This window comes from Mycobacterium sp. (genome assembly GCF_051006775.1).
Classification (GTDB): Bacteria; Actinomycetota; Actinomycetes; order Mycobacteriales; family Mycobacteriaceae; genus Mycobacterium.
On sequence record NZ_JBPCSX010000022.1, the window covers coordinates 1 to 17,413 of the forward strand.

At 68.3% G+C, this 17,413-nt stretch carries 18 protein-coding genes; 2 read left to right on the forward strand and 16 right to left on the reverse strand.

Annotated elements, in window-relative coordinates:
- From ACR2JI_RS01320 to dprE2, 4 genes are all read right to left on the reverse strand, one after another.
- A partial coding sequence (locus ACR2JI_RS01320) for a precorrin-6A/cobalt-precorrin-6A reductase (RefSeq protein ID WP_526387207.1) occupies nt 1–252 on the reverse strand: 252 nt, incomplete at its 3' end.
- Nucleotides 252–1,007 carry a precorrin-4 C(11)-methyltransferase gene (cobM, locus tag ACR2JI_RS01325; protein ID WP_526387209.1) on the reverse strand — a complete coding sequence of 252 codons (756 nt, stop codon included), beginning with the start codon at nt 1,005–1,007 and terminating at the stop codon, nt 252–254. The genes ACR2JI_RS01320 and cobM, both read right to left, overlap by 1 nt.
- Nucleotides 1,004–2,185, reverse strand: a complete 1,182-nt coding sequence (cbiE, locus tag ACR2JI_RS01330) for a precorrin-6y C5,15-methyltransferase (decarboxylating) subunit CbiE (protein WP_526387211.1) — start codon at nt 2,183–2,185, stop codon at nt 1,004–1,006. The genes cobM and cbiE overlap by 4 nt, the downstream gene beginning before the upstream one ends.
- Nucleotides 2,182–2,940, reverse strand: a complete 759-nt coding sequence (gene dprE2, locus ACR2JI_RS01335; protein WP_526387213.1) for a decaprenylphospho-beta-D-erythro-pentofuranosid-2-ulose 2-reductase — start codon at nt 2,938–2,940, stop codon at nt 2,182–2,184. The genes cbiE and dprE2 overlap by 4 nt, the downstream gene beginning before the upstream one ends.
- A gap of 35 nt (nt 2,941–2,975) precedes the next feature.
- On the opposite strand from dprE2, the gene ACR2JI_RS01340 reads away from it, so the two are divergent.
- Nucleotides 2,976–3,383, forward strand: coding sequence for a PPOX class F420-dependent oxidoreductase (locus ACR2JI_RS01340; RefSeq protein ID WP_526387215.1), 408 nt, complete (start codon nt 2,976–2,978; stop codon nt 3,381–3,383).
- A gap of 6 nt (nt 3,384–3,389) precedes the next feature.
- Here the strand turns inward: ACR2JI_RS01340 and ACR2JI_RS01345 are convergent, their stop codons facing one another.
- Nucleotides 3,390–4,508, reverse strand: coding sequence for a M24 family metallopeptidase (locus ACR2JI_RS01345; protein WP_526387217.1), 1,119 nt, complete (start codon nt 4,506–4,508; stop codon nt 3,390–3,392).
- A 25-nt stretch (nt 4,509–4,533) separates the two neighbouring features.
- Here ACR2JI_RS01345 and ACR2JI_RS01350 point away from each other — a divergent pair, with 25 nt between their 5' ends.
- Nucleotides 4,534–5,496 (forward strand): 5'-3' exonuclease, encoded by a 963-nt coding sequence (locus tag ACR2JI_RS01350; protein ID WP_526387219.1) that lies wholly within the window; start codon nt 4,534–4,536, stop codon nt 5,494–5,496.
- A 73-nt stretch (nt 5,497–5,569) separates the two neighbouring features.
- Here ACR2JI_RS01350 and ACR2JI_RS01355 read toward each other — a convergent pair whose 3' ends face one another.
- From ACR2JI_RS01355 to dop, 11 genes are all read right to left on the reverse strand, one after another.
- Nucleotides 5,570–6,280 carry a DUF4333 domain-containing protein gene (locus ACR2JI_RS01355; protein ID WP_526387221.1) on the reverse strand — a complete coding sequence of 237 codons (711 nt, stop codon included), beginning with the start codon at nt 6,278–6,280 and terminating at the stop codon, nt 5,570–5,572.
- Between the two features lie 83 nt (nt 6,281–6,363).
- On the reverse strand, nt 6,364–9,183 hold the full coding sequence (locus ACR2JI_RS01360; RefSeq protein WP_526387223.1) for a DEAD/DEAH box helicase: 2,820 nt from the start codon (nt 9,181–9,183) through the stop codon (nt 6,364–6,366).
- Nucleotides 9,167–10,009, reverse strand: a complete 843-nt coding sequence (gene tatC / locus ACR2JI_RS01365) for a twin-arginine translocase subunit TatC (RefSeq protein ID WP_526387269.1) — start codon at nt 10,007–10,009, stop codon at nt 9,167–9,169. The genes ACR2JI_RS01360 and tatC overlap by 17 nt, the downstream gene beginning before the upstream one ends.
- A 115-nt stretch (nt 10,010–10,124) precedes the next feature.
- A complete protein-coding gene (tatA, locus tag ACR2JI_RS01370; protein WP_526387225.1) occupies nt 10,125–10,397 on the reverse strand; it encodes a Sec-independent protein translocase subunit TatA in 273 nt (90 codons plus the stop codon).
- Nucleotides 10,398–10,424: 27 nt separating this feature from the next.
- Entirely contained in the window at nt 10,425–11,390 is a 966-nt protein-coding gene (locus tag ACR2JI_RS01375) for a helix-turn-helix transcriptional regulator (RefSeq protein WP_526387227.1), read from the reverse strand.
- On the reverse strand, nt 11,387–12,343 hold the full coding sequence (locus ACR2JI_RS01380) for a helix-turn-helix transcriptional regulator (RefSeq protein ID WP_526387271.1): 957 nt from the start codon (nt 12,341–12,343) through the stop codon (nt 11,387–11,389). The genes ACR2JI_RS01375 and ACR2JI_RS01380 overlap by 4 nt, the downstream gene beginning before the upstream one ends.
- A gap of 48 nt (nt 12,344–12,391) precedes the next feature.
- Nucleotides 12,392–13,750, reverse strand: coding sequence for a Pup--protein ligase (pafA, locus tag ACR2JI_RS01385; protein WP_526387230.1), 1,359 nt, complete (start codon nt 13,748–13,750; stop codon nt 12,392–12,394).
- Between the two features lie 72 nt (nt 13,751–13,822).
- Entirely contained in the window at nt 13,823–14,614 is a 792-nt protein-coding gene (gene prcA / locus ACR2JI_RS01390) for a proteasome subunit alpha (protein ID WP_526387232.1), read from the reverse strand.
- Nucleotides 14,615–14,627: 13 nt separating this feature from the next.
- Complete coding sequence (prcB, locus tag ACR2JI_RS01395; RefSeq protein WP_526387234.1) at nt 14,628–15,533, reverse strand: proteasome subunit beta; 906 nt, start codon at nt 15,531–15,533, stop codon at nt 14,628–14,630.
- A complete protein-coding gene (locus ACR2JI_RS01400) occupies nt 15,530–15,724 on the reverse strand; it encodes a ubiquitin-like protein Pup (protein WP_526387236.1) in 195 nt (64 codons plus the stop codon). Before ACR2JI_RS01400 ends, prcB begins: the two co-directional genes overlap by 4 nt.
- 134 nt (nt 15,725–15,858) lie before the next feature.
- Nucleotides 15,859–17,367, reverse strand: coding sequence for a depupylase/deamidase Dop (gene dop, locus ACR2JI_RS01405; RefSeq protein WP_526387238.1), 1,509 nt, complete (start codon nt 17,365–17,367; stop codon nt 15,859–15,861).
- Nucleotides 17,368–17,413: the final 46 nt, after the last annotated feature.

Genomic DNA, 17,413 nt, shown 5'->3' on the forward strand with positions numbered 1-17,413 from the left:
GGCCGCTGCCGCGTTGGCCGTCATGGTGGCAGCGAACGGATGGGTGGCGTCGATGACCGCGGTGATGTCGTTGTCGCGCAGCCATTGCCGCAGACCCTCGACTCCCCCGAAGCCGCCGATCCGCACAGCGCCGACCGGAAGCGCCGGGTCGGGTACCCGCCCCGCCAGCGAGCTGATGACATCGGTCCGCGGATGCAGCCGAGCTGCCAGTTCCCGGCCCTCGGCGGTGCCGCCGAGCAGCAGCACCCGCATCAGTGCCGGGTTCCGCGCGTACGTCCCGCGGAGTACAGGTAGCTGTCCGGAAAACCTTCGGCGGCAAGGACTTCGCCGACGATGATCACCGCCGTCCGGGTGATCTCAGCAGCGTGCATCTGGGCGGCGATATCGGCCAGGGTGCCGCGCAGCACCACCTGCTGCGGCCAGCTGGCGAAGGCGACCACCGCCACCGGGGTGCCCTCGGTGTAGCCGCCGGCCAGCAGTTGGGGCACGATCGCGTCGATACGGTGGGCGGCGAGGTGGATCACCAGCGTGGCGCCGGGCGCGGCCAGGGCGGAAAGATCCTCGCCATCGGGCATCGCTGTGGACAGGGTGGACACCCGGGTCAGCGTCACCGTCTGGGCCACCCCGGGCACCGTCAGCTCACGACCCAGCACAGCCGCCGCGGCGGCGTAGGCCGACACACCGGGAACGATCTCGTAGTCGATGCCGAGTTCGTCAAGCCGGCGACTCTGTTCGGCGACCGCGCTGTAGAGCGACGGGTCACCGGAGTGCAGTCGGGCGACATCATGCCCGGCGGCATGCGCGGCGGCGATCTCGGCGATGATCTGCTCGAGATCCAGCGGCCCGGTGTCGACCACCCTGGAGTCCGGCGGGCACAGCGCCAGCAGATCGTCGGGCATGATCGAACCGGCATACAGGCAGACCGCGCAGCGCTGAATGAGCCGTTGTCCACGCACGGTGATCAGATCAGCGGCCCCCGGGCCGGCGCCGATGAAATACACCGTCATAGGACGGTCACAGACCACTGCGTGATCGGCATCTGCGGACGCCAGCCGGTGAACCCGCCGAGCGGCTCGCCGTGGTAATGCTGAAAGCGGTGCAGTTCGCCACCGAGGCGCGAATGCCATTCCACCAGAAGGGCTTCGGACTCTGCCGTGACCGCGTTGACCACCAGACGTCCGCCCGCCGGTAATCGGTCGACACAGGCACCCACCATGCCACTGCCGGTCAGTCCACCGCCGATGAAGATCGCATTCGGCCTCGGGGCGCCATCGAAGGCGGCGGGCGCGTCGGCGCGGACATCGATATCCGCGCCGTGAGCACGGGCATTGGCGGCGATATTGGCGCGACGTTGCGGCTTGCTCTCGAACGCGACTGCGCGGCAACCGGGCGCGGCGCCGCACCACTCCACGGCGACACTTCCCGATCCGGCGCCGACGTCCCACAGCAATTCACCGGGCCGCGGGGCGAGCGCGGCAAGGGTGACGGCCCGGATCGTGCGCTTGGTGATCTGCCCATCGTGAGCCAAGGCGTCATCACCCAGGCTGTGCCCGAGTCGCTCGTCGGGCAGGTAGCGCACCGCGACGATGGTGAGATCATCGACGTCAGGCTGCGGGTCCGCAGCCCAGGCGCCGGCGGAGCTTTCGCGGATCCGCTCCCTCGGACCGCCCAGCTGTTCCAGGACGGCGAATTCCGATGCGCCGCGGCCGGTTTCGGTGAGCACCGCCGCCAGCTCTGCCGGCGTCGTCGCGTCGCGGCACAGCACCACGGCCTGACCCCCGCGGCGCACCGCGGTATGCACCGGGGCGGTCACCAGGCTGATGATCTCGGTGTCCTGGGTGTTCCAGCCCATGCGCGCACAGGCCAGGGTCACCGAGGACATATGCGGAAGCACCCGCACCCGCCCGGCGCCGTGCAGCCGGATCAGCGATCCGCCGATACCGTGCAGCAGCGGGTCACCACTGGCGACGACATGGATGCGCTCGGCCGGTTCGTCATCGAGTAGTTGCTCCAGGGCGGGCAGCATCGGGCTCGGCCAGGGGCGCCTCGGCGCGCTGACGGTGTCGTCGAGCAGGTCGAGCTGGCGCGGCGAGCCGTAAATCACTGTGGCGCTCTGCAGTTCCCGCCGCGATTCCGCAGCCAAGCCCGCCATGCCGTCGGCGCCGATACCCACCACAACAATCACCGGGGCATCCTCCGCCAGATCGCCTGCGGCAGCAGCCTCATCCCGAAGAACACCGGCCGCAGCGCCCACGGCACCCACACCGTGCGTCGCCCCTTCGCCAGCGCCCGCGCCGTCGCCTCGGCCACCTGAGCCGGCGTACTCGACAGCGGAGCCGGGTCCATACCCTCGGTCATCCGGCCGATCACGAATCCGGGCCGGACGATCAGCAGGCTTACCCCGGTGCCGAACAGCGCGTCGGACAGCCCGCTGGCGAACCCGTCCAACCCCGCCTTGGCCGACCCGTAGACGTAGTTGGCCCGGCGCACCCGGACACCGGCCACCGAGGAGAACACCACCAGGCTGCCCCGGCTCGCGGCACGCATCGCACCGGCCAGCACTGTCAGCAGGCTGACCTGCGCGACGTAGTCGGTGTGCACGACTGCCACCGCGTGCGCGGGGTCGGCCTGTGCGCGAGCCTGGTCGCCGAGGATGCCGAAAGCCAGGACAGCGGTACTGATCGGCCCGTGCTCGGCGATGATCCGGTCCACGAGGGCGCTGTGCGAGTCGAGATCATCGGCATCGAACTCGACCGCGTGCACGGCTACCGCCCCGGCAGCCCGCACCGCCGCCAGCTGCTCACCGAGCCGGTCTGCGCCCCGCGCAGCCAGCACGACCGTCGCCCCGGGGGCGAGCCGGGTGGCGAGTTCGACACCGATCTCGCTGCGGCCGCCGAAGACCACCACGACATCGCCGTGTGTCGCGCCCCGGGAATCCATGGAACGGATTATCCCCTGCGCTAGCGTGAGCCCTAATGTCCACTGCCCGGCTGACCAGTGATGCGCTCGAGTTCCTGACCGAACGCCACCTGGCGATGCTCACCACCTTGCGGACCGACGGCTCACCACATGTGGTCGCCGTCGGGTTCACCTTCGACCCCGACACCCATATCGCCCGGGTAATCACCAGCGACGGGTCGCAGAAGGCGGTCAACGCCGAGCGCAGCCGGGTCGGGGTGCTTTCACAGGTGGACGGCGGTCGCTGGCTGTCCCTGGAGGGGATCGCCAGCGTCAACCGCGAACCGGATGCGGTGCGCGACGCCGAGGTCCGCTACGCCCAGCGCTATCGCACGCCCAAACCCAACCCGCAGCGGGTGGTGATCGAGGTGCTCGTCAAACGCGTACTGGGTTCCTCGACGCTGCTGGACCACGCGGCGGATTAGATCCGGCTAGACCGGCACCACCGTCAGATCGTGCGGGCGGTTGTTGACCGCCATGGCTCCGTCGGCGGTGACGATGACGATGTCTTCGATCCGCGCGCCCCACTGGCCGGGTAGGTAGATCCCGGGCTCCACGCTGAACGCCATACCCTCGGTGAGCGCGATGTCGTTACCGGCCACGATGTAGGGCTCCTCGTGGACAGACAGTCCGATGCCGTGTCCGGTGCGGTGCACGAAGTACTCCGCCAAACCGGCCTCGGCGAGGGTGTCGCGCGCGGCAGCGTCGACCTGTTCGGCAGTCACGCCGGGTCGGACGGCTGCGACAGCGGCCGCCTGTGCGCGTTGCAGCACCGCGTACTGCTGCGCGATCTCGGCGGTGGGCTCACCGAGGCTGTAGGTCCGGGTGCAGTCGGAGTTGTACCCGGGTTCAACCGGACCGCCGATATCGACGACGACGATGTCACCGGCCTGTAGCACCCGATCGGAACACTCATGGTGCGGGTCTGCGCCGTGTGGCCCTGAGCCGACGATGACGAACGCAGCTTCCGAATGACCTTCGGCGACAATGGCTTTGGTGATATCCGCGGCGACCTCGGCCTCGGTGCGTCCGGGCTTGAGGAACTGCGGTACCCGGGAGTGCACCCGGTCGATGGCCGCGCCGGCCCGGTGCAGCACCTCGATCTCGCTGCGATCCTTGACCATCCGCAACGCGGACAGCACACCGGTGGCCAGCACCGGCACCGCGCCGAGGCGCTCGGCCAGCGGCAGCAGATGCAGTGCGGGCATCGAGTCGGTTACCGCTATCCGCGCGTGCCCGCCGAGTGCATCGGCCACCGTGACGTAGGGGTTCTCGCCATCCACCCAGTCCTGCACCGACAGACCCAGTTCACCGACGGCGGACTCCCGCAGCGCGGCCAGTTCCAGCCGGGGCACCACGACCATCGGCCCGCCTGATGCGGGGATCACCAGTGCGGTGAGCCGCTCGAAAGTCTGCGCCCGCGAACCGATCAGATAGCGCAGGTCATACCCGGGGGTGATCACCAGGCCGGCAAGGCCGGCGCTGCGCGCACCCTCAGCGGCGGCCGCCAGTCGGCGGGCGTACACCTCATGGGAGAACCGGGCCGTCATATCAGTCAGGCTAGCGTGGACCCCTATGTCGGCACCGGTTCTCCTGCTCGACGGGGCCAGTATGTGGTTCCGGTCCTATTTCGGGCTGCCCTCCTCGTTGACCGCGCCGGATGGCCGGCCGGTCAATGCGCTGCGCGGATTCATCGACGCCGTCGCCACCCTGATCACCCGGGAACGGCCCGCACGCCTGGTGGTGTGTCTGGACCTGGACTGGCGCCCGGCCTGGCGGGTGGACCTGATCCCGTCGTACAAGGCGCACCGTGTGGCAGCCGAAGTCGATGAGATCGCCGAAGCCGCCGAGATCGAAGAGGTGCCCGATGATCTCAGCCCCCAGGTCGACATGATCATGGAGGTTCTGGAGGCCTACGGCATCGCCACCGCAGGCGCGGACGGCTACGAGGCCGACGATGTGCTGGGCACCCTGGCTGCGGCGGAGCGCAACGATCCTGTGGTGGTGGTGAGCGGCGACCGCGACCTACTGCAGTTGGTCGGCGACGATCCGGTGGCTGTCCGGGTGCTCTATCTGGGCCAGGGCTTGAAAAAGGCGACGACGTTCGGGCCCGCCGAGGTCGCCGAACGTTACGGCCTTCCACCGGACCGCGCCGGTGACGCCTACGCCGAGCTGGCCCTGCTACGCGGCGACCCCTCCGACGGACTACCCGGCGTTCCCGGCGTCGGCGAGAAGACCGCCGCCACCATGCTCACCAGGTACGGGTCGCTGGAGAACATCCTGACCGCTGCGCACGATCCGAAATCCGATCTGCCCAAGGCTTTTCGCGCGAAGCTGCTCGCCGCAACCGACTACATCGAGGCCGCCGGACCGGTGGTCAGAGTCGCACGCGACGCACCGGTGCACTTCTACACCGACAGCGATGCGTTGCCGTTGCACGCCGCCGACCCGAAGCGGGTGGCGGACCTGGCCGAGGCCTACGGGATCGGTTCGCCGATCGCCCGCCTGCAGAAGGCACTGGACGGACCGCCCAGCTAGCCGCGAACGTGCGCAAACTGCACGCCCCCACGGCGTGTCAGCGCACCGACACGCACGCTCGCGCCCGGGGGCGCTACTTCGGCCGGCCGACCTCGTAGGTGCCCTTGTCGTCCTGGAAGGTGACCGTCACCTGGCGCTTGGTGCCATCGATGCTGACCTCGCAGGTGAAGGTGTCACCCTTCTTGACCGTCGGGTTGGCACCGTTGTTGCACTTGACATCCTTGACGTTCTTGGCGCCATAACCGTTGGACTCGTCGGTGAGGATCTGCTGCACGCCCTGCTGGGCCTTGTTCACGTCGAGTTTGGTGGTGACGAAGAAGCCAGGCTTCCAGAAACCCAGGATCAGCACGGCGAGCACCGCCACCGCGGCGATCGCACCGAGCACGACGCCGAGGGCCTTCGTAGACTTCCTGCCGGCCTCGGGGGTACCCGGGACGGCATAGGGGTTGTACTGACCGGGCTGACCGGGGTACTGGCCCGGCTGCGGGTACTGGCCGTACTGCGGCGGCGGGCCGTAGCCGGGCTGGCCGTACTGCCCGGGCTGGGCATAACCGCCGTACTCGGGCGCGCCGTAGGGCGGTGCTGCCGGATAACCCTGCGGCTGGCCGTACTGGTACTGCTGCGGATAGGCCGGCGGCTGCCAGGCCGGAGCCTCGGTGCCGGGCTGCTGCCACGCCGGGGTCTCGGATCCCGCGGGCGGCCATGCCTGGGGCTGATCAGAACCCTGGGCAGGCTGATCCTGACCCTGCCAGAGGTTGGGGTCAGATCCCTGCGGTCCGCTCATCGTCTCTCCTTGTTCTGGTGTCGCCGTTCTACGGTTTCGCCGTTCTACGGTTTCGCCGGTCCCACCGTAGCGTTTGGATCACCCTACCCGCTGTCAACAGCCACGACGCCGCGCCGGATGTCGTCGATCGCGCGTTTCGCGGCGGTTCGGACACTGCTCTCCGGTGCGGCGTTGCGCACTTGATCGAGCAGGTCGAGCACCTGTCGGCACCATCGCACGAAGTCGCCGGCCGACATCGGCGAGCCGTTCCCGGCGACATCGGATGCGTCCAGCGCGGCGGACAGGTTGCCGCTGGTGGCCCAGCGGTGCACGGCCGGCACGAAACCCTCGTCCGGCTCGCGGGTGGGGTTGAGCCGGTGACGTTGCTCGTCGGCCCGCAACTGCCCGGACATCCGGCGGGTCTCGGCCAGCGCCCGGCGCACCGCCGGGGTGGGCATGTCGATGGCGCTCGTGGGAGTGGGCCCGTCCCCGCCGCGGGACTCGAAGACCATCGCAGACAGCGCTGCCGCCAACTCGGCCGGCTGCAATCCCTTCCAGATCCCGGTGCGTAGGCACTCGGCGACCAGCAGGTCGCTCTCGCTGTAGATCCGGGCCAGCAGCCGTCCGGCATCGGTCACCTGCAGTCGATCCTCCTTGGCGGCGATGTACCCCCGCTCACTGAGCAGGACCACGATCCGGTCGAAGGTGCGGGCCAGCGAGTTGGTGGCGGCGCTGACCTTGGCGCGGATCTGTTCGTTATCGCGCTCCATCCGCAGATACCGCTCCGCGATCCGGACCTGGGCATCCCGGTCGGCGATCCGGTGGCCCGGGTGCTGTCGCATCTGCTCGCGCAACTTCAGCAGTTCGGGGTCGACGTCGGGATCCTGACTTGAGAGCGGGTCACCACCACCGCCCCGCTTGCGGGGCGCGATCACCAGGCCCTCCCCTGCTGAACGCAGCGCCGAGGCCAGGTCGCGGCGCACCTTGGGCTGACGGTGTTCGACCCGCTTGGGCAGTGCCATCGAACCGATCGGCCCGGCCGCACCGGTGTAGTCGGCGGTGGAGATCCTTCCGGCCCAACGGTCTTCGGTCAAAACCAGCGGCCTGGGGTCATCGCCGTCGCGGGCCGGCTCCAGAACAACCGCAAGCCCGCCGCGGCGGCCCTGGGTGATGTTGATGATGTCGCCGCGGCGCAATGCCGCCAGCGCGTCGGTGGCAACCTGCCGGCGCTGCAATCGGGAGGCGCGGGACTGCGACCGCTCCCGTTCTCCGATCCTGGCCCGCAGCCGGGCGTAGTCCAGGATGGCCGGCTCGGTGGGCTTGGCGCGCCGGTCCCAGTCCAGTTCGGCGGCGATCTCGTCGAGCATTGTCTCGCCGCGTTGCGCGCCGCGCACCAGTCCGACCACCGACTTGTCCGCCTGGAACTGGGCGAAGGACCGCTCCAGCAGCGCATGCGCCTGCTCCGGACCCATCTGGCTGACCAGGTTGATGGTCATGTTGTAGGACGGCGCGAACGAACTGCGCAGCGGGAAGGTGCGGGTGGAGGCCAGACCGGCGATCTCGGTCGGCTCGGCGGTGGCGTCCTGCGGGTTCCAGAGCACCACCGCGTGACCTTCGACGTCGATGCCGCGCCGTCCCGCCCGACCGGTCAGCTGGGTGTACTCCCCCGGTGTCAGCGGCATGTGCTGCTCACCGTTGAACTTGACCAGCTTCTCCAGCACCACCGTGCGGGCGGGCATGTTGATCCCCAAAGCCAGTGTCTCGGTGGCGAATACGGCCTTCACAAGTCCCGCGGTGAACAACTCCTCGACGGTGTGCCGGAAGGTCGGCAGCATCCCGGCGTGGTGGGCGGCCAGCCCGCGCAACAGACCTTCCCGAAACTCGTAGTAGTCGAGCACCTCGAGGTCGGCGTCAGCCAGATCGGCGCACCGGCGGTCGATCACCTCGGCGATCCGGACCTGATCCTCAGGCGTGGTCAGCTTCAGCGAACTGCGCAGGCACTGTTTGACGGCAGCGTCGCAACCGGCTCGGGAGAAGATGAAGGTGATCGCCGGCAGCAGGCCCTCGCGGTCCAGGGTGGCGATGACATCGGGTCGCGACGGCGGACGGTAGATCCCCGAACCGCCCGCACCGCCCGAACCACCCGAACGGCCCGGGCCGCGGCGGCGCGGCTGCCAATCGGTCAGCCGTTCGGCCTCCCGGCGGTTGGCGATATGGCGGGCCAGTTCGGGGTCGACGAGGTGGGCCCGACCGGGCCGATCACCCGCCGACTCGTAGTCGAAGAGATCGAACAGCCGCTTGCCGACGAGCACGTGCTGCCAGAGTGGGACGGGGCGGTGCTCGTCGACCACCACGGTGGTGTCCCCGCGCACGGTCTTGATCCAGCCGCCGAACTCCTCGGCGTTGCTGACGGTGGCCGACAGGCTGACCAGCCGGACCTCCTCGGGCAGATGCAGGATCACCTCCTCCCAGACCGCCCCGCGCATGCGGTCGGCGAGGAAGTGCACCTCGTCCATCACGACATAGGAAAGTCCCTGCAGCGCAGGCGAACCCGCGTAGAGCATGTTGCGCAGAACCTCGGTGGTCATCACCACCACCGGCGCATCGCCGTTGATCGCCTGATCGCCGGTGAGCAACCCGATCTTGTCCGCGCCGTAGCGACGCACAAGGTCGTTGTGCTTCTGATTGCTCAGCGCCTTGATCGGCGTGGTGTAGAAGCACTTCTGCCCGGCCGCCAGCGCCAGGTGCACCGCGAACTCACCGACCACCGTCTTGCCCGCGCCGGTCGGCGCACACACCAGTACCCCGTGCCCGAGTTCCAGTGCCGCGCAGGCCTGCGCCTGGAACGGATCGAGCCGGAAGGTCAGGCCGGTGACGAAGTCCGCAAGCCGGGAATCCGCGGCGATCTCAGGTGATGTCGTCATGAGCGGCCACTGGATCCGGTGCCTCGATCGTGGCGGCCTGGTCGTCGGGGATGTCGATCCGGGCCTCGCGCCTGGCCTTGCGCCGGTCGTGGATCCGGGTGATCTGGATGGCGAACTCCAGCAGCAGCGTCAGCGCCAGGCCCAGTGCCAGCATGGAGAACGGGTCCTGTCCCGGTGTGGCGATCGCCGCGAAGGCGAACACCCCGAAGATCAGGCCCCGACGCCAGGACTTGAGCTTCTCGTAGCTGAGCATCCCGATGGCGTTGAGCATGACGATCAGCAGGGGGAATTCGAAGCTGACGCCGAACACCAGCAGCAGGTTGATCAGGAAGCCGAAGTACTGGTCGCCGGAGAGCGCGGTGACCTGCACATCGCTGCCCACGGTCAGCAGGAAGTGCAGCGCCTTGGACAGCACCACGTAGGCCAGGACGGCGCCGGCGATGAACAGGGTTGCCGCCGAGACCACGAACGCCACCGCGAAGCGGCGTTCGCCCTTGTACAGCCCCGGGGTGATGAAGGCCCACAGCTGGTGAAACCACACCGGGCAGGCCAGCACGATGCCGGCCGTCAGTCCCATCTTGAGCCGCAACATGAACTGGTCGAACGGCGCGGTGGCCAGCAGTCGGCAGCCGCCGTCGGCGCTGATGTCGGCACGCGCCGACTGAGGCAGCGCGCAGTAGGGGTGGCGAAGCCACTCCCCGAGACTCTCCATCCCGAACAGACTGTGGCCGTACCAGATGAACCCGATGATCGTGGTCAGCACCACCGCGGCCATCGAGATGAGCAGCCGGGTCCGCAGTTCCCGGACATGCTCGACCAGGGACATGGTCCCGTCGGGGTTGGCACGGCTGCGCCGCGCACGGGGGTCCAGGCGGGACAGGAATTTCGGGGTCTGCACGGCGTCTACCCAGCGCCGCGGGGGCGCTGCAGTACCGGATTGCTCAGGCCGACGGGTTCTGAACCGGTGGGCCGGGCTGGGCGGGAGGAGCCGGGGTCACCGGGGCTTCGACCCGCTCGGAGCTCACCTGGGTGGGCTGGGCGGGAGAGACCGGAGTCTCGGCCTTACCGTCGGCCTGCAGCTCTTTGACCTCGGTTTTGAAGATGCGCATCGACTTGCCCAGCGAGCGGGCGGCATCGGGCAGCCGCTTGGAACCGAAGAGCAGCACGAGCACGAGAATGAGAATCGCCCAGTGCCACGGACTGAGAGCACCCATTAGTTACCTCCAGACGTCATTGCGATGCTACCCCGCCAGCTCGGCGTAGGCGGCCAGTGCGGCGGTCGCGGACCGCCGGACGGCCGCGGCCAGCGAGGCCGGGGCCAGCACCTGCACGTCGGCGCCGAATCCCAGGATCAGCCTGGTCATCCACTCGTCGGCCGCATAGGTCATCGCGGCCTCGCAGTGGCCGTCCGGAAGCTCCCGCAGGACGCGTACCGGGAAGTACTCGAGCATCCATGCCGCCTGCGGGGCGATCCGCAGGGTGGCCGAGGGCAGCGACGGGTCGGCCTCGAACAGCGCCATACTCGGCGGGGCGTTCACCGCGGGGCGCGGTGGAGCGGACGGCTCGTCGAGCGCACGGGCCTCCACGATGCGATCGAACCGGAACAGCCGGACCGCCTCGGCCTCCCGGCACCAGGCCTCCAGGTAACTGTGGTCACCGATCAGGATGACCCGGATCGGATCGACGATCCGGTCCGACAGCGCGTCGCGGGAGGCTGTGTAGTACTCGATTCGTACCGCGCGGGAGTCCTGGACCGCCTTGCGGACTGCGGCGGCAGCCTCCGCTTCGATCGGCGCGGGTTCGTCCCCGGCGGAGACTGCGTCGTCGCCGACGATGGAGCCGGCGGCCGCCTCGATCTTGGCTATCGCACTGCGCGCGGCGGCGGGATCCATCACTCCCTGGATCTCCGACAGCGCGCGTAAGGCGAGCAGCACGACGGTGGCCTCCGTCGGGTTGAGCCGCAGCGGCTCGTCCATACCCGCCGAGAAGGTGACCGAGACCGTGTCGTCAGACATTTCGAAGTCGATCAGGTCACCGCCGGCGCCGCCCGGCAGCCCGCACATCCACAACTGGTTGATATCGGCCTTCAACTGTTTGACGGTGACACCGAGATCGGCGGCAGCCTTCGTATAGGTGACCTCGGGGTTGGCCTGAAAGTACGGGACCATGTTGAGCAGGCGCACCAGGCGGGTGGAGACCGGCGTCATGCGATCACCCCAGCCTGCGCGCTCAGGCGGGCCACTACGTCCTCGCGCAGCGCCGCCGGTTCCAGCACGAGCGCATCGGCGCCATGTCCCGCGACCTCCCGGGCCAGCCAGTCCATCGCCGGCACCTCCAGTTCGATGACGTCGCCCTCGCGACTGCCCACCGAGCGCCGCTCGACGGTGCGTCCCTGGCGGCGCAGCGCGGTCGCGTGGCCGTCGGCCACCCACACCAGCGCCTGCCCGCCGCTGGCCGCATCACCGATCGCATTATTGACGAGCGCCCGCAAGTCCTGACCGTCGGGGACAACGAAAGCCCCATGCGGCCCAACGGCTTTGGGCTCGACGATGCGAGACAGCCGGAAAACCCGAATGGCGTCGCGATTGCAGTCGTGGCCGACCAGATACCACCGCCCCCGCGCGGTCAACACTCCCCACGGTTCGACGGTGCGCAGGTTGTAGGGCTCGACCGGATTGGGGCGGTGCTGGAACTGCACGGTCTGCCGGGCGTCGATCGCCGCCAGCAGCACATCGAGGACGGCATCCGAACCGCGCAGTCCGGTCGGGCCCGCGCCGGTGCTGATCGACACCTCGCCGATCTCGTCGACGTCGACGCCTGCGGCGCGCAACTTCAGCACGGCATTCTGCGCGGCGGTGATACGTTCCGGTGACTCCCAGAGTTTGGTGGCCACCGCGACCGCGGCCGCCTCCTCGGGAGTCAGATCGACCGCGGGCAGCGCGTAGTCGTCGGGCTTGATGCGATAGCCCTCGATGGGATCGAAGCCAGAGATCTTGCCGGTCTCCAGGGGAATGCCCAGATCGCGCAGTTCGCTCTTGTCCCGCTCGAACATCCGGGAGAACGCCTCGTCGCTCTGTTCCCCGTAGCCGATGACGGTCGTCCGGATCTTCTCAGCGGTCAGGTAGCTGCGAGTGGACAACAGCGCGATGACCAGATTCATCAACCGTTCGATCTTGGCGGTGTGAGTGCCCACGGACGACAGATTAGGTCACATCGAGGCGATCAAGCGCTTCACGCGCTCGTCGGTGGACCGGAACGGGTCCTTGCACAGCACCGTGCGCTGGGCCTGATCGTTGAGCTTGAGGTGCACCCAGTCCACGGTGAAATCACGGCCGGCTTCCTGGGCGGCGGCGATGAACTCCCCGCGCAGCTTGGCCCGGGTGGTCTGCGGCGGGGTGTCGACGGCGGCCTCGATCTCCTCGTCGGTGGTGACCCGGGCGGCCAGACCCTTGCGCTGCAGCAGGTCGAACACACCGCGGCCGCGTTTGATGTCGTGGTAGGCCAGATCCAGCTGGCTGATCTTCGGGTGCGACAGCTCCATGCTGTAGCGGTCCTGGTAGCGCTGAAACAGCTTGCGTTTGATCACCCAGTCGATTTCGGTGTCGACCTTGGCGAAGTCCTGGCTCTCCATCGCATCGAGCTGGCGGCCCCACAGGTCGACAACCTGGTCGAGCTGGGTGTTGGGCTCACGGGACTGCAGATACTCGACGGCCCGGGCGTGGTACTCCCGCTGAATGTCCAGCGCGCTGGCCTGTCGGCCACCGGCCAGCCGAACCGGGCGCCGGCCGGTCAGGTCATGGCTGACCTCCCGGATGGCCCGGATCGGGTTGTCCAGGGAGAAGTCCCGGAACGGGATGCCGGCCTCGATCATCTCCAGCACCAGGGCGGCGGAGCCCACCTTGAGCATCGTGGTGGTCTCGCTCATATTGGAGTCGCCGACGATGACGTGCAGCCGGCGGTACTTCTCGGCGTCGGCGTGCGGCTCGTCGCGGGTGTTGATGATCGGACGGGACCGGGTGGTAGCGCTGGAGACGCCCTCCCAGATGTGCTCGGCGCGCTGGGACAGGCAGAAGGTTGCCGCCTTCGGTGTCTGCAGCACCTTGCCCGCCCCGCAGATCAGCTGGCGGGTCACCAGGAAGGGCAGCAGCACATCGGAGATCCGGGAGAACTCCCCCGCCCGGACGATCAGATAGTTCTCGTGGCAGCCGTAGGAGTTGCCCGCAGAATCGGTGTTGTTCTTGAACAGATAGATGTCCCCGCCGATGCCCTCGTCGACCAGCCGCTGCTCGGCGTCGACCAGGAGATCCTCGAGGACGCGCTCACCGGCCCGGTCGTGGGTGACGAGCTGGTGCAGGTTGTCGCACTCGGCGGTGGCGTACTCGGGGTGACTGCCGACGTCGAGGTACAGCCGCGCCCCGTTTCGCAGGAAGACGTTGGAACTGCGACCCCAGGACACCACCCGCCGGAACAGGTAGCGGGCCACCTCATCCGGCGAGAGCCGCCGGTGACCGTGAAAGGTGCAGGTGACACCGAACTCCGTCTCGATGCCCATGATCCGTCGCTGCACGGTGAGGAGCCTACCGGGCGCCGGACACCCGCTGCCGGTTCCCCGCCCCGCGGCGTCCCCGCCGATCGAGCGTCAGTCCGCCGATTCAGTGGCTGCGGGGTTGGCTGCGGGGTTGGCTGCGGGCGCGTCCCCGAGGGCGTCCTCGCCGACCAGGGCATCCAGGGCGGGCCCGGTGATCCGCCGGAAGGCGCGGCGCGGCCGATTGGCGTCCAGGACCGCAACCTCCAGGGTCGACGGACCGAGCACCCGCGGTTCGGCGGCCGGCGTGGCCGTGCCCGCCGCACTGCTGATCCCGGCCCGCAGCGCACTGACCGCGATGCCGACCGCCTCGCCGAGTTCGGCGTTCTCGGAGTAGGACTCCTTGAGCGCGGTGATGATCGGCTCGGTGGTACCACCCATCACCACAAAATGCGGCTCGTCGGCGATCGACCCGTCGTAGGTGATCCGGTACAGCTCCGCCGGTCTGCTCTCGCCGAAGTGCGCGACCTCGGCCACACACAACTCGACCTCGTAGGGCTTGGCCTGCTCGGTGAAGATCGTTCCCAGAGTCTGGGCGTAGACGTTGGCCAGCTGCCGGCCGGTCACATCGCGGCGGTCATAGGCGTAGCCGCGGGTGTCGGCGTACTGGATTCCGCCGCGGCGCAGGCTGTCGAACTCGTTGAACCGTCCCACAGCCGCGAAGCCCACCCGGTCGTAGATCTCACTGACCTTCTGCAAGGACCGGGACGGGTTCTCGGCGACGAACAGCACACCGCCGGCGTATGCCAGGGCGACCACGCTGCGACCCCGGGCGATACCTTTGCGCGCGAGCTCGGAGCGCTCACGCATCGCCTGCTCGGGTGAGATGAAATACGGGAAGCTCATGAATCAGCGCCCATCACGAATCTGCTCTGGGCGCTTGGTTGCTCGGGCCCTTGCCCGGACCGAAATCATCTGTGTCCGTTCGCTTCTCGATCACCTCGCGGGCGAGCCGCTCGATACGCTCCCCGGTGACCTCCTGCGCACCGTCGGCGTCGATCAGAACCGCGGTCGGGTAGATACCGCGGACCAGATCCGGCCCGCCGGTGGCGGAGTCGTCATCGGCGGCGTCATACAGCGCTTCGACCGCAACCTTGAGCGCCGAATCGGCGTCAGCCACAGCGGAATACAGTTTCTTCATCGAGGACTTCGCGAACAGCGATCCCGAGCCGACCGCCTGATAGCCCTCGTCCTCGATATGCCAGCCTCCGGCCGCATCGAACGAGACGATCCGGCCGGCCGCATCCGGGTTCGGATCGGCGAGGTCGTAGCCCACCAGGAGTGGCAGCGCGACGAAACCCTGAAGTGCCGCACCGAGGTTGCCGCGGACCATGATCGCCAACCGGTTGACCTTGCCCGGGAAGGTCATCGGGAGACCCTCGAGCTTCTCGTAGTGCTCGAGTTCCACCGCATACAACCGGGCGAACTCCACCGCCAGTGCGGCCGTGCCGGCGATACCGGTGGCCGTGTAGTCGTCGGTGATGTAAACCTTCTGCACATCGCGGCCGGCGATCATATTGCCCTGGGTTGACCGCCGGTCACCGGCGATCAGCACCCCGCCGGGGTAACGCAACGCGACGATCGTGGTGCCGTGCGGGAACGCCTCACCGGGAGTCGCGCCGGCACCGGCCGGTGGGCCGGCGGGCAGCAGTTCCGGAGCTTGCCGACGCAGGTACTCGGTGAACGAGGAGAGGTCGACGGAATGGGGCGGGAAACCGGTCAGCGGTGAGTTGAAAGCCAGACGATCAGGGGACGCCCCAGTCACTGTCCGCCCTTTTGAACGTAGGCCCGCACGAAGTCCTCGGCATTCTCCTCGAGCACATCGTCGATCTCGTCGAGCAGATCGTCAGTCTCCTCGGCGAGCTTGTCGCGACGCTCCTGGCCGGCCGCGGCGTTACCGGTGAGGTCGTCGTCCCCGCCGCCCCCGCCGCCACGCTTGGTCTGATCTTGAGCCATCGCTGCCTCCTGGTCTCGTCGGCGACCGTGTTGAGTTCACAGTCGACTCCACAGTCGACTCCACAGTCGACTCCAAAATGGCCACCGGCCTTCACAGTACCGTCCGACCACGGCGTGATCAGCCCGACCACCCGTCAGGTGGTCAGTTGTTCCACCAGTTCGGCGGCGCTGTTCACCGAGTCCAGCAGCGCGCCGACGTGTGCCTTGCTCCCGCGCAGCGGCTCCAGGGTGGGGATCCGCACCAGCGAGTCGCCGCCGAGATCGAAGATCACCGAATCCCAGCTGGCGGCGGCGATGTCGGCGCCGAATCTGCGTAGGCACTCACCGCGGAAATAGGCGCGGGTGTCGGTCGGCGGGTTGTCCACCGCGTCGAGGACCTGTTGCTCGGTGACGAGCCGCTTCATCGAGCCGCGGGCCACCAGCCGGTTGTAGAGTCCCTTGTCCAGTCGGACATCGGAGTACTGGAGGTCCACAAGCTGCAGGCGGGGCGCCGACCACTGCAGGTTCTCCCGCTGCCGGAAGCCCTCGAGCAACCGCAGCTTGGCAGGCCAGTCCAGCAATTCGGCACATTCCATCGGATCGCGTTCCAGCAGATCGAGCACATGCGCCCAGGTTTCGACGACGTGGTCTGCGCGGGGATCGGGGTCGCGGCGGTCCAGCATGGCCGCCACCCGTTCCAGGTAAATCCGCTGCATCGCCAACGCGGTGAGTTCCCGGCCGTCGGCCAGCGCCACCGTGGCGCGCAGCGAGGGGTCCCGGCTGACGACATGGACGGCGTGCACCGGCCGGGCCAGCATCAGATCGGAGAGGTCGATGCCTTCCTGGGGCCCGTCCTCGATCAGGTCCAGCACCAGCGAGGTGGTGCCGACCTTGAGGTAGGTGGACGTCTCGGCGAGGTTTGCGTCGCCGATGATGACGTGCAGCCGCCGGTATTTGTCGGCATCGGCATGCGGTTCATCGCGGGTGTTGATGATGCCGCGTTTGAGGGTGGTCTCAAGGCCGACCTCGACCTCGATGTAGTCGGCGCGCTGGGACAGCTGGAATCCCGGATCATCGCCGGATGCACCGATGCCCACCCGTCCGGAACCGGTGACAACCTGACGCGACACCATGAACGGGGTCAGTCCGGCGATCACGGCGGAGAACGGCGTCTGCCGGCGCATCAGGTAGTTCTCATGGGTGCCGTAGGAGGCGCCCTTGCCGTCAACGTTGTTCTTGTACAGCTGAAGTCTGGCCGCGCCGGGAACGCTGGCGACGTGCCGGGCAGCGGCCTCCATCACCCGCTCTCCGGCCTTGTCCCAGATCACCGCATCCATCGGGTCGGTGACCTCGGGGGCGGAGTACTCGGGGTGGGCGTGGTCGACGTAGAGCCGCGCGCCGTTGGTCAGGATCATGTTGGCCGCGCCGATCTCATCGGCGTCGACGATCGGCGGTGGGCCGGAGCCGCGGCTGAGATCGAATCCGCGCGCATCACGCAACGGCGACTCCACCTCGTAATCCCATCGGGTGCGTTTGGCGCGCTGGATACCGGCGGCCGCCGCGTAGGCGAGCACCGCCTGGGTCGAGGTCAGGATCGGGTTCGCGGTCGGATCGGTCGGCGACGAGATTCCGTATTCCACCTCTGTGCCGATGATCCGCTGCATGGCCGACAGCCTATCCGCCGGAGTTAAGGTGTCGGCACCATGAGTG